Raw genomic sequence first — 18,885 nt, 5'->3', positions numbered from 1 at the left:
GCATCATGCCCGGAAGGCTAGACCCGCTCCCGGCTCCCGCACGTCCTCCACCAGTGGCGTTCGGGCGTACTCCCGCTGGAGTACGCCCGAACCGGTCACTCCGCCTGCTCCGCCTGTCCGGAGGTCGCCGACGCCTCCGGCCGCGCCAGCGTCACCACCAGTTCCCCGTCGCGGACGTCCGCGAGCAGCGTGTCCCCCTCCCGCACGGAGCCGTCCAGCAGCAGGTTGGAGATCCGGTTGTCCAGCTCCGACTGGATCGTCCGGCGCAGCGGCCGGGCCCCGAACTCCGGCTGGTAGCCGCGGTTGACCAGGTACTCCTTGGCCGCCTCGGTGACCTCAAGCCGCACGTCCTGGGCCCGCAGCCGCCGCCGGGTGCGCTCCAGCAGCAGGCCGACGACCGACAGCAGGTCCTTCCGGGTGAGCGCGTGGAAGACGATCACCTCGTCGATCCGGTTGAGGAACTCCGGCCGGAACTGCCGGCGCAGGTCCTGCATCAGGTCGTCGCGGATCTCGTCCACGTTGCCCGAGTGGTCCAGGATCCGCTGCGACCCGATGTTGCTGGTCATGATCACCACGGTGTTGCGGAAGTCGACCGTACGCCCCTGCGAGTCGGTGAGCCGCCCGTCGTCCAGCACCTGGAGCAGCAGGTTGAAGACGTCCGGGTGCGCCTTCTCCACCTCGTCGAAGAGCAGCACGCTGTACGGCTTGCGGCGCACCGCCTCGGTCAGCTGCCCCGCCTCCTCGTAGCCGACGTAGCCGGGCGGGGAGCCGACCAGCCGGGAGACGGTGTGCTTCTCCTGGAACTCGCTCATGTCGAAGCGGATCATCCGGTCCGGGTCGCCGAACAGCAGCGCCGCCAGCGCCTTGGCCAGCTCGGTCTTGCCGACGCCGGTCGGCCCGAGGAAGAGGAAGGAGCCGGTCGGCCGGTCCGGGTCGCCCATCCCGGCCCGGCCGCGGCGCACCGCCTGGGCGACGGCGGTGACCGCCTCGTCCTGGCCGATCACCTTCTCGTGCAGGTGGTCCTCCAGCTTGAGCAGCCGCTCCTTCTCGGTCGCGTTCAGCTCCGCCACCGGGATGCCGGTCCGGGAGGAGAGCACCTGGGCGATGTCGTCGGCGGTCACCTCGACGACCTCCTCGCGGGACTCCGCGATCGCCGCCAACTCGTCCTCGGTCTGCCGCAGTTCGGTCTTCAGGTTGGCGGCCCGCACGAACTCCTCGTCCGCGACGGCCTCGTCCAGCTCCCGCTTCAGCTTGGTGATCCGGTCCTGCACGGAGGTCGCCGCGGTGGAGCCGCTGAGGCTGCGCAGACGTACCCGGGCGCCGGCCTGGTCGAGCAGGTCGATCGCCTTGTCGGGCAGGAAGCGGTCGCTGACGTACCGGTCGGAGAGCGTCGCCGCCGCGTCCAGCGCCTCGTCGGTGAACCGCACCTGGTGGTGCGCCTCGTAGGCGTCGCGCAGCCCCTGGAGGATCTCGATCGTCTCCTCGACGCTCGGCTCCGGCACCAGCACCGGCTGGAAGCGCCGCTCCAGCGCGGCGTCCTTCTCCACGTGCTTGCGGTACTCGTCCAGCGTGGTCGCCCCGACCACGCTCAACTCACCACGCGCCAGGGCCGGTTTGAGGATGTTGCCGGCGTCCATCGAGCCCTCGCCGCCACCGCCCGCGCCGACCACGGTGTGCAGCTCGTCCAGGAACAGGATCACGCTCTTCTCGGCCGCCGTGACCTCGTCGATCACCTTCTTCAGCCGCTCCTCGAACTCGCCCCGGTACTTGGAGCCGGCCACCAGGGCGGTCAGGTCCAGGGTGACCACCCGCTTGTCCTTGAGGCTCTGCGGCACGTCCCCGGAGACGATCCGCTGGGCCAGCCCCTCGACGATCGCGGTCTTGCCGACGCCCGGCTCGCCGATCAGCACCGGGTTGTTCTTGGTCCGCCGGGAGAGGATCTCCACGGTCTGCTCGATCTCCTCGGCCCGCCCGACCACCGGGTCCAGCCGGCCGCCGCGCGCCTCCTCGGTGAGGTCCTGGCCGTACTCGTCCAGCGTCGGCGTCTCGCTCGGGTGGGCGCCCGAGCTGCTGCGCTCGCCACCGGTACCGCGCCCTTCCAGCACCGACTTCAGCGCCTCCTGCGAGGGCGCCGCGTTGCGCAACGCCGTACCCGCGCCGGAACGTTCCTGCTCCAGCAGCGCGCCGAGGATGTGCTCCGGGCCGATGTACGAGGCGCCGACCGCCTGCGAACGGGCGTGCGCGGCGAGCAGCGCGCGCTTGGCCGAGGGGGTCAGCGCGGGCTGCCCGTCCAGCGGCTCCCGGTCGCCGGTGGGCAGCGCGTGCGCCAGGTCCCCGGACAGCCGGTCCGGGTCGATGCCCGCCCGCTCCAGCATCCGCCGCGAGGGCTCCACCCGGGTGGCCGCCCAGGCCAGGTGCGCGGTGTCGAGGTTGCTGCTGCCGTCCTCGGCCGCGCGCTGCGCGGCGAGCCCCAGCAACTCCTGGGAGGACTCGCTCAGCAACCGCCCGATCGGCACCCGCTGCACGGCGGGCGGAGAGGCCAGCGGGCTCATCCCGAAGAACCGGCTGAGCAGGTCGGAGAACGGGTCGTTCGATCCGAACGGGGGCATGGTCACGGAGGTTCACCTCTCCCAAGCGGTTTGCAGCCACACAAACACAGGGCGCGTGGACCCGCCTCCCGGGCGAACCGTCCGGAGCGCTCCGGCCCCGGATGCCGCTCCCCCGGTCCCTGATCCCCCAGGTCCCGCGGAACCCGCGATCCCGCCCGCTCAACCGGTGATCTGCTCCAGCAGGACACCGCCGCTGTACGTCACCGCCATCGCCAGCAGCCCGCCCACCACGTTGCGCAGCACCGCCCGTCCCGGCCCGGCCCCGCCCAGCCGGGCGCTCGTCCAGCCCGACAGGGTCAGCGCCACCACGACCGCCACCACCGTCACCGCCAGCCGCCAGGACTCCGGCGGCAGCATGACCGCCAGCAGCGGCACCAGCGCGCCCAGGGTGAACGCGGCCGCGCTGGCCAGCGCCGCCTCCCAGGGATTGGTCAACGCCTCGGGGTCGATGCCGAGTTCGGTCTGCGCGTGGGCGCCCAGCGCGTCCCGCGCGGTCAGCGCCGTCGCCACCTCCCGGGCCAGACCGTCGGTCAGCCCGCTGTCCCGGTAGTAGTCGGCCAGTTCGTCGAGCTCCCCCTCCGGGTCCTCCGCCAGCTCGCGCCGCTCCTTCGCCAACGCGGCCCGCTCGGTGTCCCGTTGGGTGCTGACCGAGACGTACTCGCCGGCCGCCATCGACATCGCCCCGGCCAGCAGTCCGGCCACCCCCGCCGCGAGCAGCGCGGTACGGGAGCCGGCCGCCCCCGCCACACCGGTCACGATCCCGGCGGTGGAGACCACACCGTCGTTGGCACCCAGCACGGCCGCCCGCAGCCAGTTCAGCCGCGCCGACAGCTCCGCCCGGGTGCCCCCGGTCTGCTCCGCCATCCGCGCCCACCGCTCTCAGGGGTCCGTGGGGTCCATACGGTCCCCCCGATCCTCGCCCGCCGACCCCGGCCCCGCCACCCGCCACCCGCCACCCGCCACCCGCCACCGCCCACCGGACTCGGCCGGCGGCTTGTCCAGCATTCCGACCAGGGACTCCCACCCGGCCGCCGGCAGGCCTCCACCTCCCCGGCCGGGCCCTCCGCCTCAACGGCGGTGCCCAGACCGCCCGTCACCCCACAACAGGCGCCAGCACCCGCCGCAGATCCTCCGGACCCTGGTAGAGCAGCCCGGTCATCCCCAGCGCCACCGCCGCGTCCACGTTCTCCTGCCGGTCGTCGACGAACAGGCAGCGCTCCGGCGCCACGCCGGCCCGCTCCGCGGCGACCTCGTAGATCCGCCGGTCCGGCTTGGCACTGCCCACCCGGGAACTGTTCACCACCTCGTCCGCCAGATCCGTCAGCCCCAACCGCGCCAGGTCCTCGTCCAGCCACACCGTCGCATTGGTCACCAGCACCACTCGGCAGTGCTCCCGCACCCGCCGAAGCAACCCCACCACGACCTCGTCCGCCCAGAACGGCGAGTCGGCGAACGCCTCCGCCAGCCCCCGCGCCGCCGGCTCCGGCACCCGCCCGGCCAATCCCCGCGCGATCGACTCCACCCACTCCGCCTTGCCGATCCGCCCCAGCAACAACGGCAGGTCGTTCTCCGGCGCGAACCCGACCGCCGCCGTACTCCCCTCGCCCAACCCCGCCGCCCGCTCCAAGGCCGCCACCCCGGCCCCGTCGAAGAACCGGATCACCCCGTCCACATCACACAGCACCGCGTCGAACGCCCTGGTAGTAGTCACCCCACCTCTCCTACCACGCACGACCACCGCCCCCGGCACCCGGGTGCCGTCAGCGCCCGGCCGGACCGGAGCGGTACCACCCCCGCGGGATCAGCGCCGGAACACGGTCCCGGTAGCCCTCGTAGTCCGCACCGAACAGGCCGGCCATCAGCCCGTCCTCCGCCCGGACCCGCAGCAGCAGCCACGGGATCACGATCACGAAGTAGGCGACCCACACACCGAAGCCGCACGCCAGCACGCCCCCGCCGATCAGACCCAGCAGACCGGTGTAGACGGGGTGACGGACCAGCGCGTACGGACCGTCGGTGCGCAGCTCGTGCCGCTCCTGGACGGTCGGCACGCTCGCCCACATCGTCCCCAGCACCCACCGGGCCCACAGCAGGAGCCCGGTCGAGGCCACCGCCAACAGCACACCCACCACCGCGAGTTCCGGCTGCCAGTACTCCAAGTGCCGCCAGAACCCCCGCGTCCGGTCCAGCACGGCGAGCACCCCATAGACCCCGACGCCCAACAACACCCGCCGGAACAACGAACGGCGCAACCCGCCCAACCACCCCCGGAAACCGGACCGCCCCACCACCGCGAAGTACAGGACACCCGCGATCCAGGCCACACAGAAGATCACGACACACGTCTCGGTCAGCAACTCGGTTGCCGAGTGCAGAGAATCCATCCCCCAAGGCTGCTCCGCCCACCGACCCCTCACCACCACCCCTGGGCCGATCGACACCCCGGCCCCCGTCCACCCCCAGGTGGAGCCCCACCTCGCAGACCGGAACGCTCCAGGGGGCTCCCCCGTGATCGTTTGGGCGACATACCGGAGATCGACTTCTGTGGCGAGACTGCCGAAACGGCTGCGGCCCAGGTCGGAATCATGCTCCTGACCTGGGCCGCAGCCTTCGTTTCAGCTGTTCACGGGGTGGGCGCGGACGGTTTCGAACCGCCGACATCCGCTTTGTAAGAGCGGCGCTCTACCACTGAGCTACGCGCCCCCGCTCGTGGCCGGTGGGCGCACGACGAGTGCCTAGGGTACCTGGTTCGGAGGAGTGGTGTGGTGTGGGGCGGGCCCCGGGGTCCCCTCGGGGTGGGGGGATCGGGGAGAATGGGCGCGGATCAGCGGGTCGGAGCAGGGAGCACGCAGTGACGGTGGCCGGCGGGAGCGGGCGGCGGGGGCGGCGTCGGGCGGGGAGTGCGCTGGGCGACGCGCTGGTGTTGCCGGTGGTGCTGGCGGGTGCGCTGGGGGCGGTCGGGTTGGCGTCGGCGGGCAGTGGCGGCTGGTGGGGCCGGCGGGGTGCCGGGGACGGGGTGCGGGCGGAGGCGCGGGAGGCGCGGGCCGCGGCGCAGGAGGCGTTCTACGAGCTGGACGAGACCCAGCGGGAGCTGCAGCTGGCGGTGGAGACCGTGCGGGCGGCGGAGGACGCCGCGGCGGCGCAGCGGGTGCTGGCCGAGTTGCCGGCGATCTCCGGCCGGGTGGAGCAGGTCACGGTGAACTACCTGGCCGCTCTGGACGCCCATGACCTGGAGAACGAGGCGCTGGACGCCGGTGCGGTGGCCCAGGCCCGACGGCTGCTGACGGACGTGCAGGGCCAGCTCCGTTCGGCCCGCGCCGAGCTGACCGACTTCCTGCGCCGCCTCCAGCCGGCCCTGCAGCACGCCGAGCAGCAGCTGATGCGGGTCACCCCGGCCGTGGAGCAGGCCAAGCGCGCGCTGCTGCAGGCGACGACCACGCTGGACGAGGTGCGCGGCGCGGGCCTGCGGGCCGATGAACTGGCGGCCCGGCTGGCCGAGTTGGCGCCCGAGCTGGGCCGGCTGAACGAGGGCCCGGCGCGGCACGGGGTGGCGGCCACGCTGCAGCGTGCCGAAGACGTGCGGCGGCGCGCGGAGGCGATCACCGCCGATGCCGCGCAGCTGCCCGAGCGGGCGCGTGAGCTGGACCGGCGGGTGTCCAGCCTGCGGACCCGGATCCAGGCGCTGGAGACCAAGGCCGGGACGGTGGATCCGGCGCTGAGCGAACTGCGCCGCCGCTTCAGCACCGCCTGCTGGCAGGACCTCCAGCGGGTGCCCGAGCAGGTCGCCGAGGCCGGTCGGGCCGCCGAGGCCAAGCTCGCGGAGGCGTCCCGGGCCCGGGACGAGCAGCGCTGGGCGGATGCGACGGCGGCGATCGGCACGGTCCGCGCGCTGCTGGACACCGCGGACGGCTCGGTGGTGGCGGTGAACGAGCGGCTGCGGCAGCTGAACGAGGTGCAGCACGATCCGAACCGGGAGGTCGAGCGCGCCCGCTTCGCGGTACGGGACGCCCAGCGCCTGGCGATGGCGGGCCGCAGCGCGCCGGATCCGCGGCACGCCGCCCCGCTCGACGAGGCGGTGGCCCGGCTGGACCGCGCGGTGGCGACGCTGGAGGCGGCGGGCCGGCACCCCGACTACTGGTTCTTCCTGACCGAGCTGGCGGCGGTGCGGGACGCGGCGGCTCGGGTGATCGGCATGATCCGCGGGGACCTCGGCCACCGCTGACGACGAGGGAAGAGCACCGCTGACGCTACGGACCGAGCACCGCTGACGCTGTCGACCGAGCACCGCTGACGGTGCGGGCGAAGCATCGGTACCCTGCGGGTATGCCACGCTACGACTTCCGCTGCCGCTCCTGCGGTGCCACCTTCGAGCTCCGCCGCCCGATGGCGCAGGCCAACGACCCCGCCGTCTGCCCGCAGGGCCACCCGGACACGGTGAAGCTGCTGTCCACCGTCGCCGTGACCGGCGCGGCCGGCGGGGCCCCGCAGCAGGCCCCGGGCGGGGGCGGGGGCTGCTGCGGCGGCGGGTGCTGCGGCTAGGACCGGTCCGGCGTCCCGCCGGCAGCGGTCGCCAGGAACCGACGGACGATCTCCTCCCCCGCCGCCACCCCCGTCTCGGCGAGGGCGGTGACGCCGGGGGCGGACCATCCGCTGTCGGCGAGTTCGCCGTGCCCGGGGCGCCATCCGGCGTCGGCGGCGACCAGCAGGTCGGCGTCGAGCAGAGAGTCCCCTGCCGCCAGGACGGTGCCCGCGCCGCTGCGCCGGACGGCCTCGGCGAGCGCGGCGCTCTTGGTGAGCGGCTGCGGTACGGCGTACACCTTGCGGCCCTGCAGCGAGACCCGCCAGCCGCGTTCGGCGCACCAGCCGGTCAGTTCGGCGAGCCAGCCGTCCGGCAGCCGGTCGCGTTCGACGACCAGGTAGGCGAACTGCTCGTCGGCCGTCCGCCGCTTGCGGGTCCACTCCGGGTCGGCGCGGAGCGCGAGCTGCTGCACCACTTCGGCGAGCGGTGCCGAGCCGGCCGCGATCCGGGTGGAGATCTCCCGGCGCCAGTCGTGGTCCGGTTCGCCGTCCACCAGCAGCTGTCCGCCGTTCGCGCAGATCGCGTAAGTCGGCTGCGGGCCGGGCAGGTTGACCCGCCGGTACTGCTCGACGGTCCGGGTGGTGGCGGGCACGAAGGCGGCTTCCCGGCCGAGGTCGGCCAGCAGCGCGGCGGCCCGCTCGGTCAGGAAGGACAGCGGGCGCCCGTCCAGCACCTCGACGCAGAGCAGCCGCGGCGCGCGGTGGTCCGGAGCGTCCAGTGCCAGGGCCCGCTCCGAGTAGATGAGCGTCCGGTCCAGATCGCTCGCCACCAGCACACCGGCCGGACCGGCCGGACCGGCCGCAGCGGCCGCAGCGGCCGTACCGGCCGAACCGGCTATCCCAGGCACCCCAACCATCCCTCCCCCAACCCCCATCAGGACTCCCTCCCCGTCACGGCCCGCCCGCTCGCCCCCGTCGCGCCCCGACTGTAGCGGGGGTGGATGAGGCCCACGCAGCTGTACGGCAGCCCGTCCACCTCCTCGACCGGAACGCCGCGCTGCGCGGCGAGCAGCCGCACGTGGTCGAGGTCGACTCCGGCGCCGCGCCGGGCCAGCACCCGCCAGGGCACCCGGCGAAGCAGCACCCGGGTGGTCTCGCCGACGCCGGGCTTCACCAGGTTGACGTCGTCGATCCCGTACTCGGCGCTGATCCGCTCGACGGCGGCCCAGCCGGCCCAGTCGGGGGTGCGGTCCGGGTCGGCGGCCAGCCGTTCGGCCTCCGCGACAGCGCCGGCGCGGACGTCCTCGAAGCAGTCGGCGACGGTGGCCAGGAAGGCCTCTGACACGTCGCCGCCGGCGAGTTCGGCGTAGTGCTTGGCCCCGTGGAAGTCCCCGGGGCCGATCAGACCGGCCCGCAGCACGGTGCGCGAAACCAGCCCGGAAACCGTGGAGTTGAGGCAGGCGGAGGGGATCAGGAAGTCATCCCGGGTGCCGTAGGTGCGCACGCAGCGGCCGGGGTCGGCGAGCACCGCGAGGTCCGGGCTGAAGGCGGTGCCGGCCAGCGCGTCGGCGAGTTCGCGGGTGATCGCGCCCTTGCCGGTCCAGCCGTCCACGAACACCACGTCCGCCGCCCGGTGGTGGGCCGCCAGATAGCGCAGGGCGACCTGGTCGACGCCCCGGCCGCGGACGATCGACACCGCGTAGTGCGGCACGTCCAGGCCGTGGGCGAAGGCCAGCCAGCGGCGGACCAGGATGCCGACCGGCGTCCCGGCCCGGGCCAGCGACGCGAGCACCAGGCCGGGCCCGCGCTCGCGCAGCAGGGTCTCGGCGACGGTGCCGACGGCGAGCGCGATCCGGCGGGCCGAGCCGCGCAGCGCCTGGTGGAACAGCTCCTGGTACTCGGGGCTGGGCCGGTACTCGACCGGCAGCGACTCGGCGTAGTGCGCGCCGCCCTGCTGGACGGCCTCCTCGCGCTCCTCGGTGGGGGCTTCGAGCGGCACGTCGGAGAGGTCCTTGAGCAACCAGGCCACGTCCTCCGGCCGGTACGAGGAGAACTCCGGCCCGTACAGCGGGGTGGGCAGCACCGGCCGGTGCGAGGGCAGTACGGCGAGGACCACCCGGTCGGTGACCTGCCGCAGCTGGCGCAGCAGCGCGTACTCCCCCTGGTGCAGGGCCGGGGTGTCGGCTACGTCGTCCACCACCAGCACCACCGCGTCGAAGCGGCGGGCGCCGTCGGTACCGGGGGCGACGTTGTAGACGTAGCGCTCGCGCGAGGCGCCGTCCTGCGGGTCGTCGTGGGCCGGGAAGGCCAGCCTGGTCCGGATGGCGTAGCCGGGGTCGTCCACGGCGAGGACGGGCGAGCGGGTGGTGGTGGAGTAGCGGACGCGGTCGCCGCCGAGCCGCTGGGCGAGCGCCTCGGCCAGCCGCAGCGGGGCGTACATCAGCTCCTCACAGCCGAGCACCAGCACCCGCTCGGCCACCCCGGACGCCGGCTCCGACTCCGCGCCACCCACCGCTGCCGCCAACTGGCCCGCCAGCGCGGGCAGTACGGCGTGGAGCCGCTCCCGGTCGGACGCCGTGAAGCCGTGCCGCCCGCCGTCCGGCAGCCCGGCCGGCCAGTCCAGCTCGACCCGGACCAGTGGCGCGGGCTCGACGGCCGGGGGCGGCGCGACCGGGGGCACCGAGGCGATCAGCCGCTCGGCCCGGGCCACGACGTCCTCGGGCAGGTCGAGGCCGCCGCTCGCAGTGGCCACCACGTCCAGCCGGACGCCGAGTTCGGCGGCGGCCCCGGCGAGCCGACGCCGGTCTTCGGCGGAGCGCAGGTCGACCAGGGCAACCACCACGTAGTGGTCACGCGGGTGCCGGCCGTGCAGTTCGCGGATGGTGTTGAGCACGGTACGGCCGGTCGAGAGTTCGTCGTCCACCAGCACCAGCGGCCCGTCACCGGCGAGCAGTCCGGGGTCGGCGGGGAGCAGCAGGTGCCCGGTGGCGTGGGAGTGCTCCTCCTCGAAGCCGCCGAGTGGGGTCACTCCGGGGACGGCGCGGCGGGTGGAGTGCAGGTAGGGCGCGTCGAGGCCGTCGGCGACGCTGTGGCCGAGGCCGGTGGCGGTCTCCGCGTAGCCGAGCACGACGGCCCGGGCGGCCGCCTCGGGACCGATCAACTCCCCCACCCGGCTGCCGAGCTCGAGCCCGGCGCCGTGCACGACGGCGGGCCGCTGCGGAACGTGCTTGCCGAGCACGCTGGAGACCAGCAGGTGGGCCCGCTTGGGGTTGCCGGACCGCAGGGCCAGGCCGACGAGTTCGGGCAGGCGCTCCGATCCGGTCAGCACGATGCCGGCCCGCTCGGCGACCCAGCGTCCGGTCCACACGTCCGCCGGCACGCCCTCCGGCACGCCACCCCGCGCCCCCTGCCCAGCCCCGCCTCGCTCGGCTCCGCCTCGCTCCGCCCCGTTCCGCCGCTGTTCCGCTCTCGTCACTGCTGGTCCCGCCTTCGGTGGTGCTGGTCGGTCGGATCACACACGTCGGATCACACATTCCGGTCACGGCCCGGTCGGGCGTCAGCCGCACAGGCAGGCGGACAGCAGCTCCGCGAAGCTCACGTCCTCCCGGGCGACGCCGAACACCTCCGCCCGCAGTAGCACCCGCTCCGCCCAGGCGCGGTGCGGCCTGGCCTCGTTCATCTTGTTCGTGTACTCCGATCGGAGTACCCCGCCGCCGTCCTGCTCCTGCCGGAGGATGTCGCGGGCGTCGCAGTACTCCTCGTGAGTGACCACGGAGAGGGCGTGCACGGCGGGGACGTGACTGGGGTGGATGCAGGTCTTGCCCAACAGTCCGTTGGCGCGGTCGAGTTCGACCTCGCGGATCAGCCCGTCCAGGTCGTGCTCGATGATCCGGCGGCGGACCTCCTCGCCGGTGGCCAGGGCGGTGCCGGCGGTCGCCGCGAACGGGGTGCGGCGCAACTGCGGCTTGAACATCCGCTCCTGCACCGGGAAGTACTCCCAGACCGGCCCGGTCACGGTGTACCCGGTGCCGTCGGCCCGGCCGAGCACGTTGACCACGTCCCCGATCACGGCCGCGACCAGCGCCACGTCGTACGCGGTGAGGTCGGGCGAGCGGCGCAGCCCGTAGGCGGAGCACAGGTCGGTGACGCCGAGCCGGACGGCGAGCACCCGTTCGCGGTGCCCGGCGAGCAGTTCGGCGATGCCGAAGAGCTGTTCGCGCCTGGTCTCCAGATGGGCGAGTTCGGGCGATTCCAGGACGGGCATGGCGAACAGCCGCCGCCCGGTGGCGGCCTCGGCGGCGGCCAGGGCGGCCAGGTAGGCGGGGCCGCTGCGCGCGGTGAACTTGGGCAGCACGAAGCCGCTCAGCAGCCCGACGGCCGGGCCGAGCCGTTCGGCCAGGTCGAGGATCTGCCCGGCGGCACGAACCCTGATGAAGAGGAGTGGATGATCCTGTGCGCAGTCGGTGAAATCATTGACCAGGCCTGTCAACTGTTCGATCAGGTTCCGCTCGCCCGCGCCCACCTCGTGGTCGGCGATGGCGTCCTCCAGACAGAGCACCATCGACACCACGCCGCGCGCCGCCTGCTTTCGGATGTCGGCGGCGAGTGCGGGCCTGGTGGCGGGGCTGTAGAGGGTGCCGCCGAGGGCGGTGGCCAGCACCGCCGACTCGCTCCGCGCGGTGAACGTGCGCGGCTGCTCCAGGAACAGCCGGGCGCGGACGTCGTCGGCGAGGTGGCCGAAATGGCGCACGGTGCTCTCCTCGGGGATGGACGGCAGGACGGGCGGCGGGGTGGACGGCCTCCAGCCAGCGGTTTCACCCGGACGCACCGCCGGCGGACTCCCCTCCGTCGGCCCCCGGGGGCCTGTTCGAATGCCCATCGTACGGACGGATTCCGGCCGTTCCCGGCGCCGGGGCACTGAACTCGCGGAACATCCCGCCGTAGCCCGGCAACCCTCCCGCCGAAGTCCGGCCGACCTCCGGCCGGAGCCCCGCCGGAGCCCTGCCGAAGTCCTGCCCTCTCGGACCTATCATCCGACAATCAGGGGAGCGGCGCCCGCAAACCCCGATCCGACGCAAGTCTTGGCAAAGTCCGCCCCCACGCCGACGGTCCCGGTCACGTTGTCCGAAGGGGTGGCGAACAGGCAGGATGGTCCGCTATGACGCACGTGATGGCCAAGGGCGCCAACATCGCACTGCCGGCGGCGGCGGTCCGCGCCGTGCTGCGCTGGAGCGCCACGCCCGGTGCGCCGGACGTGGACGCGTCCGCGCTGCTGCTCGGCGCCACCGGCAGGGTCCGTTCGGACGCCGACTTCGTCTTCTACAACCAGCCGCGCCACCCCTCCGGGCTGGTGCGCCACCTGCCCAAGCAGCACACCTCCGGCGGCGCCGAGATCATCGACACCATCGAGGTCGAGCTCGCCAAGCTGCCCGCCGAGGTGGACCGGGTGGTGCTGGCCGGCTCCTCCGAGGGCGGCTCGTTCCGCGCCGTGCCCGGCCTGCGGTTGCTGCTGTTCGACGCCGCGAGCGGTGAAGGCGCCGTGCCGCTCGCCGAGTTCGCGATCGAGGACGCCGAGAACGTCTCCGCCCTCGTCGCGGGCGAACTGTACCGGCGCAACGGCTCCTGGAAGTTCCGGGCGATCGGCCAGGGCTACACCTCGGGACTGATCGGTCTGGCCACCGACTTCGGCATCACCGTGGACGACGAGGCCCAGGAGCAGGTGGCCCAGGAGCAGATGGCCCAGGACCGGGCTGCCCAGAGCCCGCCGGCCGCGCCCGCGTCCACCGCGACTCCCACCGGTGCGGTCGACCCGCGCGCCACCCCACTGCCCGACCCGCGCTCCGCGGCCACGCCCGAGCCCGGCACCTTCACCCTGACCCCGGCCGTTCCGCCGACCCGGTCCCCGGCACCGGCCACAGCGGCCACAGCGGCCGCGACCGGCCCGGCGACCCCGCCGCCCGCCGCACCGCCGACCCCGCCGCCGCCGTCCCGGCCCCCGGCACCGCCCGCGACCCCGCCGACCATGACGCCACCGCCGGCGGCCCCGCCCACCGTGCCCCCGAACGTCCCGCCTGCCCCGCCCGCGCCACCCCACCACCCGGGCGCCCAGCAGCCCGGCGGCTACGGCTACCCCCAGTCGCAGCCCCAGCCGCAGCCCGGCACGGGGTACGGCTACCCCCAGCAGCAGCCCGCGACCGGCTACGGCTACCCCCAGCCCAACCAGCCGTACCCGCAGCAGCAGCCGCCCGGCCGACCGGACACGGGGTACGGCTACCCCCAGCACCCCCAGGCCATCCCGACGCAGCAGCACGCCGGCAACTACGGCTACCCGCAACAGCAGCCCGGCACCGGCCAGCAGCCCCCCGTCCCGCCGCAGCCCCCGGCGCCGGCCGGCGAGGAGTTCGCACTGCCCCCGCAGGGCCCGCAGTTCCAGCCCCACTGAGCCACCCCGGCGGGGGCCGCCGCAACGACCCCCGCGGCCCCGCCGGAGAAGCACCTCGCCCCACCGGTCGACCCCCGCCCCCGCCGGGGGCTCAGTCCCCGCCGCCCCCCGGCCGCTGCCCCTTGTACCCCCGTTGCCACTGCATCCCGAACCCGTACAGCCGGTCGATGTCCGCCTGGAACCCGTTGACGTAGCGCACCTCGCGGCGCACCGTCAGCTGGTTGTCCCCGGAGTTCTCGATCAGCACCACCGCGCAGGAGCGCGCCGCCCGGGCCCGTTCGTCCAGCTTGATCTCGATCCGCGGCCCGGTCTGCGGCACGATCGTTATCACCGCGTGGGTCTGCTCGAAGGCCGGGGTGCCGTCGTAGATGTAGACGAAGATCAGCAGCCGCTTGAACTTGTCCTTCTTCTCCAGGTTGACGTACATCGTCTCGCCGGACGGCGCCCCGTACTGGTCGTCGCCGCTGAGTTTGATGTACGGCGGTTCCCGCAGGTCGCCGAAGAGTTCACCGAGCGGTTGCACCACGCCCCTGGTGCCGTCGGAGAGTTCGTACATGCAGGCCAGGTCGAGGTCGACGTTCACCTGCTCGTTGCCCCCGGGCGAGTCCGGCTCCAGCGGGGAGAGGATCCGCGGGCTGAAGAGGCGCTTGACGGTGTCCCGGGTGCTCGGCCGGGAGGCGCCGGAGCGCATGGTCCAGTGCAGGTTGACGTAGAGGTAGCCGGTGGTGGCGGCGGAGCCGGTGATCGCGTGCTGCGGCGCCGACTTGGTGAGCGTGACCTTGTGCTGTGCGCCCGGGTTGTCGAAGGTGTAGCTCCTGTCCCCGCGCAGGTACTCCCAGATCGAGACCATCGAGTCCTCTCCCCCTGCCTCCGCCCGGCGATCCGACGATCGGGTCCGGCCATCTGACGATCCGCCGGTCCATGATCGGGCATCGACCCGGCCGACGGATACCCGGACTTCCCTTTCCCTACTCCGCTTTCCCTACCCCGCCCGGCCGTTCACGCCCACACCGGACGCGAACCGGCGGGTCGATTGGCCCGTGGAAGCCGCCCTCCCGTAACATGCCGCCCCTTCGGACGCGATATCGTCTAGCCGCACAGGTGTCCCGTCCGCCCCTGCGCGGGCGCGGTGGGCACGCCGTGCGGCGACGAACGAACCGTCAGACGGTGCCCGCCCCGCGGGACCTGACCGCCTGTGTCGCACCGTGAAACCCGTCCCCTGCGGAAACCCGAGGCCCGACCCGCAATGAACCTGACCTCCATACAGCTGGTCTGGACCGTCATCGGCGGCGCAGCCCTGCTGTTCGTCGCCATCCTGATGGCGACGCTGCGATTCAAGAGCTCGAAGAAGGACGAGTCCGGCGACTCCTGGGAGCGCAGCGAGGAGCGCCGCCGCCGCAAGGAGATGATCTACGGCATCTCCTCGTACACCCTGCTGTTCTGCTGCGCCGGCGTGGCCGCCGCACTGTCGTTCCACGGCCTGGTGGGCTTCGGCATCGAGAACCTGGGCCTGTCCAACGGCTGGGAGTACCTCGTCCCGTTCGGCCTGGACGGCGCCGCGATGTTCTGCTCGGTGCTCGCCGTCCGCGAGGCCAGCCACGGTGACGCCGCGCTCGGGTCCCGCCTGCTGGTCTGGGTGTTCGCGATCGCCTCGGCCTGGTTCAACTGGGTGCACGCCCCGCGCGGCCTGGGCCACGCCGGCGCCCCGCAGTTCTTCTCCGGCATGTCGATCTCGGCGGCGATCCTGTTCGACCGGGCGCTGAAGCAGACCCGCAAGGCCGCGCTGCGCGAGCAGGGCCTGGTGCCGCGTCCGCTGCCGCAGATCCGGATCGTCCGCTGGCTGCGCGCCCCGCGCGAGACCTACGCGGCCTGGTCGCTGATGCTGCTGGAGAACGTCCGCAGCCTGGACGAGGCGGTCGAGGAGGTGCGCGAGGAGCGCCAGGCCAAGCTGGACGCCAAGGTGCGCGCCCGTTCCGCGGACCGCCGCGAGCGGGCCGAGCTGAAGGCCATCTCCCGCCAGGGCGGCATGCTCGCCCGGGCCCGCGGCGGGCGTCAGGTGCCCGCGCTCACGGCGGCCGGCGACGGCCCGAGCGCTACGGAGCCTGCCCTAGCCCCCGAGAGCGACCACGCCACCTCGGCCGCGCACGACCCGTACACCTCGACCGGCTCGACCAGCACGCTGGAGCCGACCGCCCTGGACTCCGGCCGCCGGGCGCGTGCCGCCGTCGGCTCGTCGTACTCCTCCTCGTCCTACTCCTCCTCGTCCTACTCCTCCTCGTCCTCCTCGCTGAGCGGCTCCACGAGCAGCTCGCTGAGCGGTTCGACGAGCAGCTCGACCTCGTCCTACCGCAGCTCCACCATCGACCTGACGGCCGACGACGACACCCTGTCGATGCCGAAGCTGGACTCGCTGGAACGCAAGCTGCGCGCGATCGAGCAGCAGCTGGGCTGACCCCGGCAGCACTCGGCCGACAACGGATCGACACCGCAGGAGCACACAACGCGACGGCCGCCCCCGGATCCCCGGAGGCGGCCGTCGCGTGTTCGCCCGCCAGTCGGCGGGACCGGGCTACTGCCCGCTGCCCACCAGTTGCTTGTCGTCCTCCGCCGCCTCGCGCCGGTTGCGCAGTATCGAGGAGCCGAGGGCCAGCCCGATGAAGGCGACACCGATCAGGCCGGTGACGATCTCCGGGATGTGGTACTTGATCCCGACCAGCAGGATCACCGACAGCGCGCCGATCGCGTAGTGCGCGCCGTGCTCCAGGTAGACGTAGTCGTCCAGGGTGCCCTTGCGGACCAGGAAGACGGTCAGCGAGCGGATGTACATCGCGCCGATGCCGAGGCCCAGGGTGATCTGGAAGATGTCGCTGGAGATGGCGAAGGCGCCGACCACGCCGTCGAAGGAGAACGACGCGTCGAGCACCTCCAGGTAGAGGAACAGGAAGAACGCGGCCTTGCCGGCGACCTGGACGATCGACTTGCCGGACTTCTCGGCCTCCTCCTCGCGCTCGGCCTCCTCGTCCAGGCCCGATTCGAAGATCGAGGAGAGGCCGCTGACGGCGAGGTAGGTGATCAGGCCGAGCACGCCGGCCAGCAGAACGGTTTCAGCGTGCTCCGCGGCGAAGAAGCGCGAGGCGAGCACCAGCGCGACCAGGGCGGCGACGCTGGAGAGGGCGTCCAGCCTGCCCACCTTCTCCAGCGGGCGCTCCAGCCAGCTCAGCCAGTTGTGCTCCTTCTCCTCGAACACGAAGTCCAGGAAGATCATGAGCAGGAAGACGCCGCCGAAGGCCGCGATGGCCGGGTTGGCGGCCTCCAGGTACTGGCCGTAGGTGAGGCCGTCGTGGGTCTTGTCGGTGTGGAGCGCGAGGTCGATCACCGTCGCCGGGTTGAGCTTCGCGGTGAGACCGACGACCAGCAGGGGGAAGACCAGACGCATCCCGAAGACGGCGATCAGCACACCGACCGTCAGGAAGATCTTCTGCCAGTACGGGTTCATCCGCTTCAGCACCGTGGCGTTGACCACCGCGTTGTCGAAGGAGAGGGAGATCTCCAGGATGGAGAGGATCAGCACGATGCCGAAGCCTTGGGCTCCCCAGAGCAGTCCGGCCGCGATCAGGCCCAGTGCGGTGATCGCGAACGACCAGCCGAATGTGCGGAGGAACACGGGAGTTGGCTACCTTTCGGGTTCTGGCCGTGCCGGGGCGGCCTGGTCCCGAGCTGCCTGACCGGGCCGGGCCCGATCAGGTCACCCCCGCACTGCCCTCTGTTCTCATGATCGTTCGATCATTCGATCGTTGATCGTGATCGTCTAATGGGTGTGATACGTCCGATTTACGCCCTCACTGTACGTTGACGCCGAAGTCGAGCGCGATTCCGCGCAGGCCGGAGGCGTAGCCCTGGCCCACCGCACGGAACTTCCACTCGCCCGCGTACCGGTACAGCTCGCCGAAGATCATCGCAGTCTCGCTGGACGCGTCCTCGGACAGGTCGTAACGCGCGATCTCCTGGCCGTCGACGGAGTTGACGACCCGGATGTAGGCGTTGCGCACCTGTCCGAAGTTCTGCAGCCGGGCCTCGGCCTCGTAGATCGAGACCGCGAAGACCACCTTGTCCACCTGGGCCGGGACCAGTTCCAGGTTGACCAGGATCAGCTCGTCGTCACCCGTGTCGTCGCCGCCCACGAGGTTGTCGCCCTGGTGCTCCACCGAGCCCTCGGGGCTCTTGAGGTTGTTGTAGAAGACGAAGTACTCGTCGCCGAGCACCCGTCCGCCACCGCAGAGCAGGGCGCTCGCGTCGAGGTCGAACGGTGCGCCCGTGGTCGAACGGGCGGACCAGCCGAGGCCGATCTGGACCTGCGTCAGGTTCGGCGCGGCCTTGGTGAGCGAGACGTTCCCGCCCTTGGCGAGCGTGACCACCATGGTGTTCTTCCTCCCTTGCTTCTCCCGGGGCGCCATACAGGTGTAGTCCCCCGCGGCCCCGGCCGGCCCGCTTCGGCCGGCTGAACTTCCTGAACTCACATCCTCGCAGCGCAGCGGGCCCCGACGAAGCCGGGGCGGCCCCGGACCCGCGAAGGGGTCCGGGGCCGCCCCGGGAACCGGGCGCAAGTCCCTTGCGCCGCAGGAGGGATCAGACGTTGACGCCGAAGTCCTGGGCGATGCCGCGCAGGCCGGAGGCGTAGCCCTGGCCGATGGCGCGGAACTTCCACTCGGCGCCGCTGCGGTACAGCTCGCCGAAGACCATCGCGGTCTCGGTGGAGGCGTCCTCGGAGAGGTCGTAGCGGGCCAGCTCGACGTTGTTCTCCTGGTTCACCACCCGGATGAACGCGTTGCGCACCTGGCCGAAGTTCTGGCCGCGGTTCTCGGCGTCGTAGATCGACACCGGGAAGACGATCTTCTGCACGTCCGCCGGGACGCCGACCAGGTTGACCTTGATCGCCTCGTCGTCGCCCTCGCCCTCGCCGGTCCGGTTGTCGCCGGTGTGCTCGACCGAGCCGTCCGGGCTCTTGAGGTTGTTGAAGAAGACGAAGTTCCCGTCCGAACCGACCTTGCCCTGCTCGTTGCAGAGCAGCGCGCTGGCGTCCAGGTCGAAGTCCGTCCCGGTGGTGGTCCGGACGTCCCAGCCCAGGCCGACCAGGACGGCCTGGAGCCCGGGCGCCTCCTTGGTGAGCGAGACGTTGCCGCCCTTGCTGAGGCTGACTCCCACGTGTCCTCCAAGAATCGGGAGGCACGCCTGGTGCCCCCGGTGGTGCGGTTCGGGGCGCCGCCCGCCGAAACCGGACGTACGCCCCACTCCGCCAACGGCCCGAGCGTAGTACCG

15 protein-coding genes and 1 tRNA gene are annotated in these 18,885 nt (G+C 72.8%); 4 read left to right on the top strand and 12 right to left on the bottom strand.

The genetic code is table 11. The features are described 5' to 3' along the window. Window positions 1-95: 95 nt before the first annotated feature. The 5 genes from ACZ7BZ_RS08665 to ACZ7BZ_RS08645 form a co-directional block, all read right to left on the bottom strand. Window positions 96-2,609, bottom strand: coding sequence for an ATP-dependent Clp protease ATP-binding subunit (locus ACZ7BZ_RS08665; RefSeq protein ID WP_470357800.1), 2,514 nt, complete (start codon window positions 2,607-2,609; stop codon window positions 96-98). Window positions 2,610-2,768: 159 nt separating this feature from the next. Next, the gene (locus ACZ7BZ_RS08660; protein ID WP_470357726.1) at window positions 2,769-3,473 is read right to left on the bottom strand and encodes a VIT1/CCC1 transporter family protein; all 705 of its coding nucleotides are present in this window, start codon (window positions 3,471-3,473) and stop codon (window positions 2,769-2,771) included. 229 nt (window positions 3,474-3,702) lie between these two features. Beyond that, window positions 3,703-4,320, bottom strand: coding sequence for an HAD family hydrolase (locus ACZ7BZ_RS08655; RefSeq protein WP_470357725.1), 618 nt, complete (start codon window positions 4,318-4,320; stop codon window positions 3,703-3,705). A 49-nt stretch (window positions 4,321-4,369) separates the two neighbouring features. Continuing rightward, window positions 4,370-4,993: a methyltransferase family protein gene (locus ACZ7BZ_RS08650; RefSeq protein ID WP_470357724.1), complete on the bottom strand. Its 624-nt coding sequence runs from the start codon at window positions 4,991-4,993 to the stop codon at window positions 4,370-4,372. A 247-nt stretch (window positions 4,994-5,240) separates the two neighbouring features. Beyond that, window positions 5,241-5,312: transfer RNA gene (locus ACZ7BZ_RS08645), tRNA-Val, on the bottom strand. 148 nt (window positions 5,313-5,460) lie between these two features. Here ACZ7BZ_RS08645 and ACZ7BZ_RS08640 point away from each other — a divergent pair. Together ACZ7BZ_RS08640 and ACZ7BZ_RS08635 are read left to right on the top strand one after the other, a co-directional pair. Continuing rightward, window positions 5,461-6,831, top strand: coding sequence for a coiled-coil domain-containing protein (locus tag ACZ7BZ_RS08640; protein ID WP_470357723.1), 1,371 nt, complete (start codon window positions 5,461-5,463; stop codon window positions 6,829-6,831). A gap of 101 nt (window positions 6,832-6,932) precedes the next feature. Then, window positions 6,933-7,148 carry an FmdB family zinc ribbon protein gene (locus tag ACZ7BZ_RS08635; protein ID WP_380455371.1) on the top strand — a complete coding sequence of 72 codons (216 nt, stop codon included), beginning with the start codon at window positions 6,933-6,935 and terminating at the stop codon, window positions 7,146-7,148. Here the strand turns inward: ACZ7BZ_RS08635 and ACZ7BZ_RS08630 are convergent. The 3 genes from ACZ7BZ_RS08630 to ACZ7BZ_RS08620 all read right to left on the bottom strand — a co-directional run bounded on the left by ACZ7BZ_RS08630 (window position 7,145) and on the right by ACZ7BZ_RS08620 (window position 11,877). Beyond that, the gene (locus tag ACZ7BZ_RS08630) at window positions 7,145-8,044 is read right to left on the bottom strand and encodes an HAD family hydrolase (protein WP_470357722.1); all 900 of its coding nucleotides are present in this window, start codon (window positions 8,042-8,044) and stop codon (window positions 7,145-7,147) included. The genes ACZ7BZ_RS08635 and ACZ7BZ_RS08630 overlap by 4 nt on opposite strands. Window positions 8,045-8,061: 17 nt before the next feature. After that, window positions 8,062-10,518: a phosphoribosyltransferase gene (locus ACZ7BZ_RS08625; protein ID WP_470357721.1), complete on the bottom strand. Its 2,457-nt coding sequence runs from the start codon at window positions 10,516-10,518 to the stop codon at window positions 8,062-8,064. Window positions 10,519-10,683: 165 nt separating this feature from the next. Further along, window positions 10,684-11,877: an HpcH/HpaI aldolase/citrate lyase family protein gene (locus ACZ7BZ_RS08620; RefSeq protein WP_470357720.1), complete on the bottom strand. Its 1,194-nt coding sequence runs from the start codon at window positions 11,875-11,877 to the stop codon at window positions 10,684-10,686. Between the two features lie 408 nt (window positions 11,878-12,285). Here ACZ7BZ_RS08620 and ACZ7BZ_RS08615 point away from each other — a divergent pair, with 408 nt between their 5' ends. After that, window positions 12,286-13,569, top strand: a complete 1,284-nt coding sequence (locus ACZ7BZ_RS08615) for a TerD family protein (RefSeq protein ID WP_470357719.1) — start codon at window positions 12,286-12,288, stop codon at window positions 13,567-13,569. A 91-nt stretch (window positions 13,570-13,660) separates the two neighbouring features. Here the strand turns inward: ACZ7BZ_RS08615 and ACZ7BZ_RS08610 are convergent, their stop codons facing one another. Next, the gene (locus ACZ7BZ_RS08610) at window positions 13,661-14,419 is read right to left on the bottom strand and encodes a Tellurium resistance (RefSeq protein WP_380455379.1); all 759 of its coding nucleotides are present in this window, start codon (window positions 14,417-14,419) and stop codon (window positions 13,661-13,663) included. Between the two features lie 396 nt (window positions 14,420-14,815). On the opposite strand from ACZ7BZ_RS08610, the gene ACZ7BZ_RS08605 reads away from it, so the two are divergent. Then, window positions 14,816-16,021 carry a DUF2637 domain-containing protein gene (locus tag ACZ7BZ_RS08605; RefSeq protein WP_470357718.1) on the top strand — a complete coding sequence of 402 codons (1,206 nt, stop codon included), beginning with the start codon at window positions 14,816-14,818 and terminating at the stop codon, window positions 16,019-16,021. A gap of 117 nt (window positions 16,022-16,138) precedes the next feature. On the opposite strand, the gene ACZ7BZ_RS08600 is transcribed toward ACZ7BZ_RS08605, so the two are convergent. From ACZ7BZ_RS08600 to ACZ7BZ_RS08590, 3 genes are all read right to left on the bottom strand, one after another. Next, a complete protein-coding gene (locus ACZ7BZ_RS08600) occupies window positions 16,139-17,233 on the bottom strand; it encodes a DUF475 domain-containing protein (RefSeq protein ID WP_470357717.1) in 1,095 nt (364 codons plus the stop codon). Window positions 17,234-17,408: 175 nt separating this feature from the next. Continuing rightward, the gene (locus tag ACZ7BZ_RS08595; protein ID WP_380455385.1) at window positions 17,409-17,987 is read right to left on the bottom strand and encodes a TerD family protein; all 579 of its coding nucleotides are present in this window, start codon (window positions 17,985-17,987) and stop codon (window positions 17,409-17,411) included. A gap of 208 nt (window positions 17,988-18,195) precedes the next feature. Beyond that, complete coding sequence (locus ACZ7BZ_RS08590) at window positions 18,196-18,771, bottom strand: TerD family protein (RefSeq protein WP_380463923.1); 576 nt, start codon at window positions 18,769-18,771, stop codon at window positions 18,196-18,198. Window positions 18,772-18,885: the final 114 nt, after the last annotated feature.

Source organism: Kitasatospora sp. NPDC036934 (genome assembly GCF_055608425.1).
This window is presented reverse-complemented; position numbering and strand designations above follow the sequence as displayed.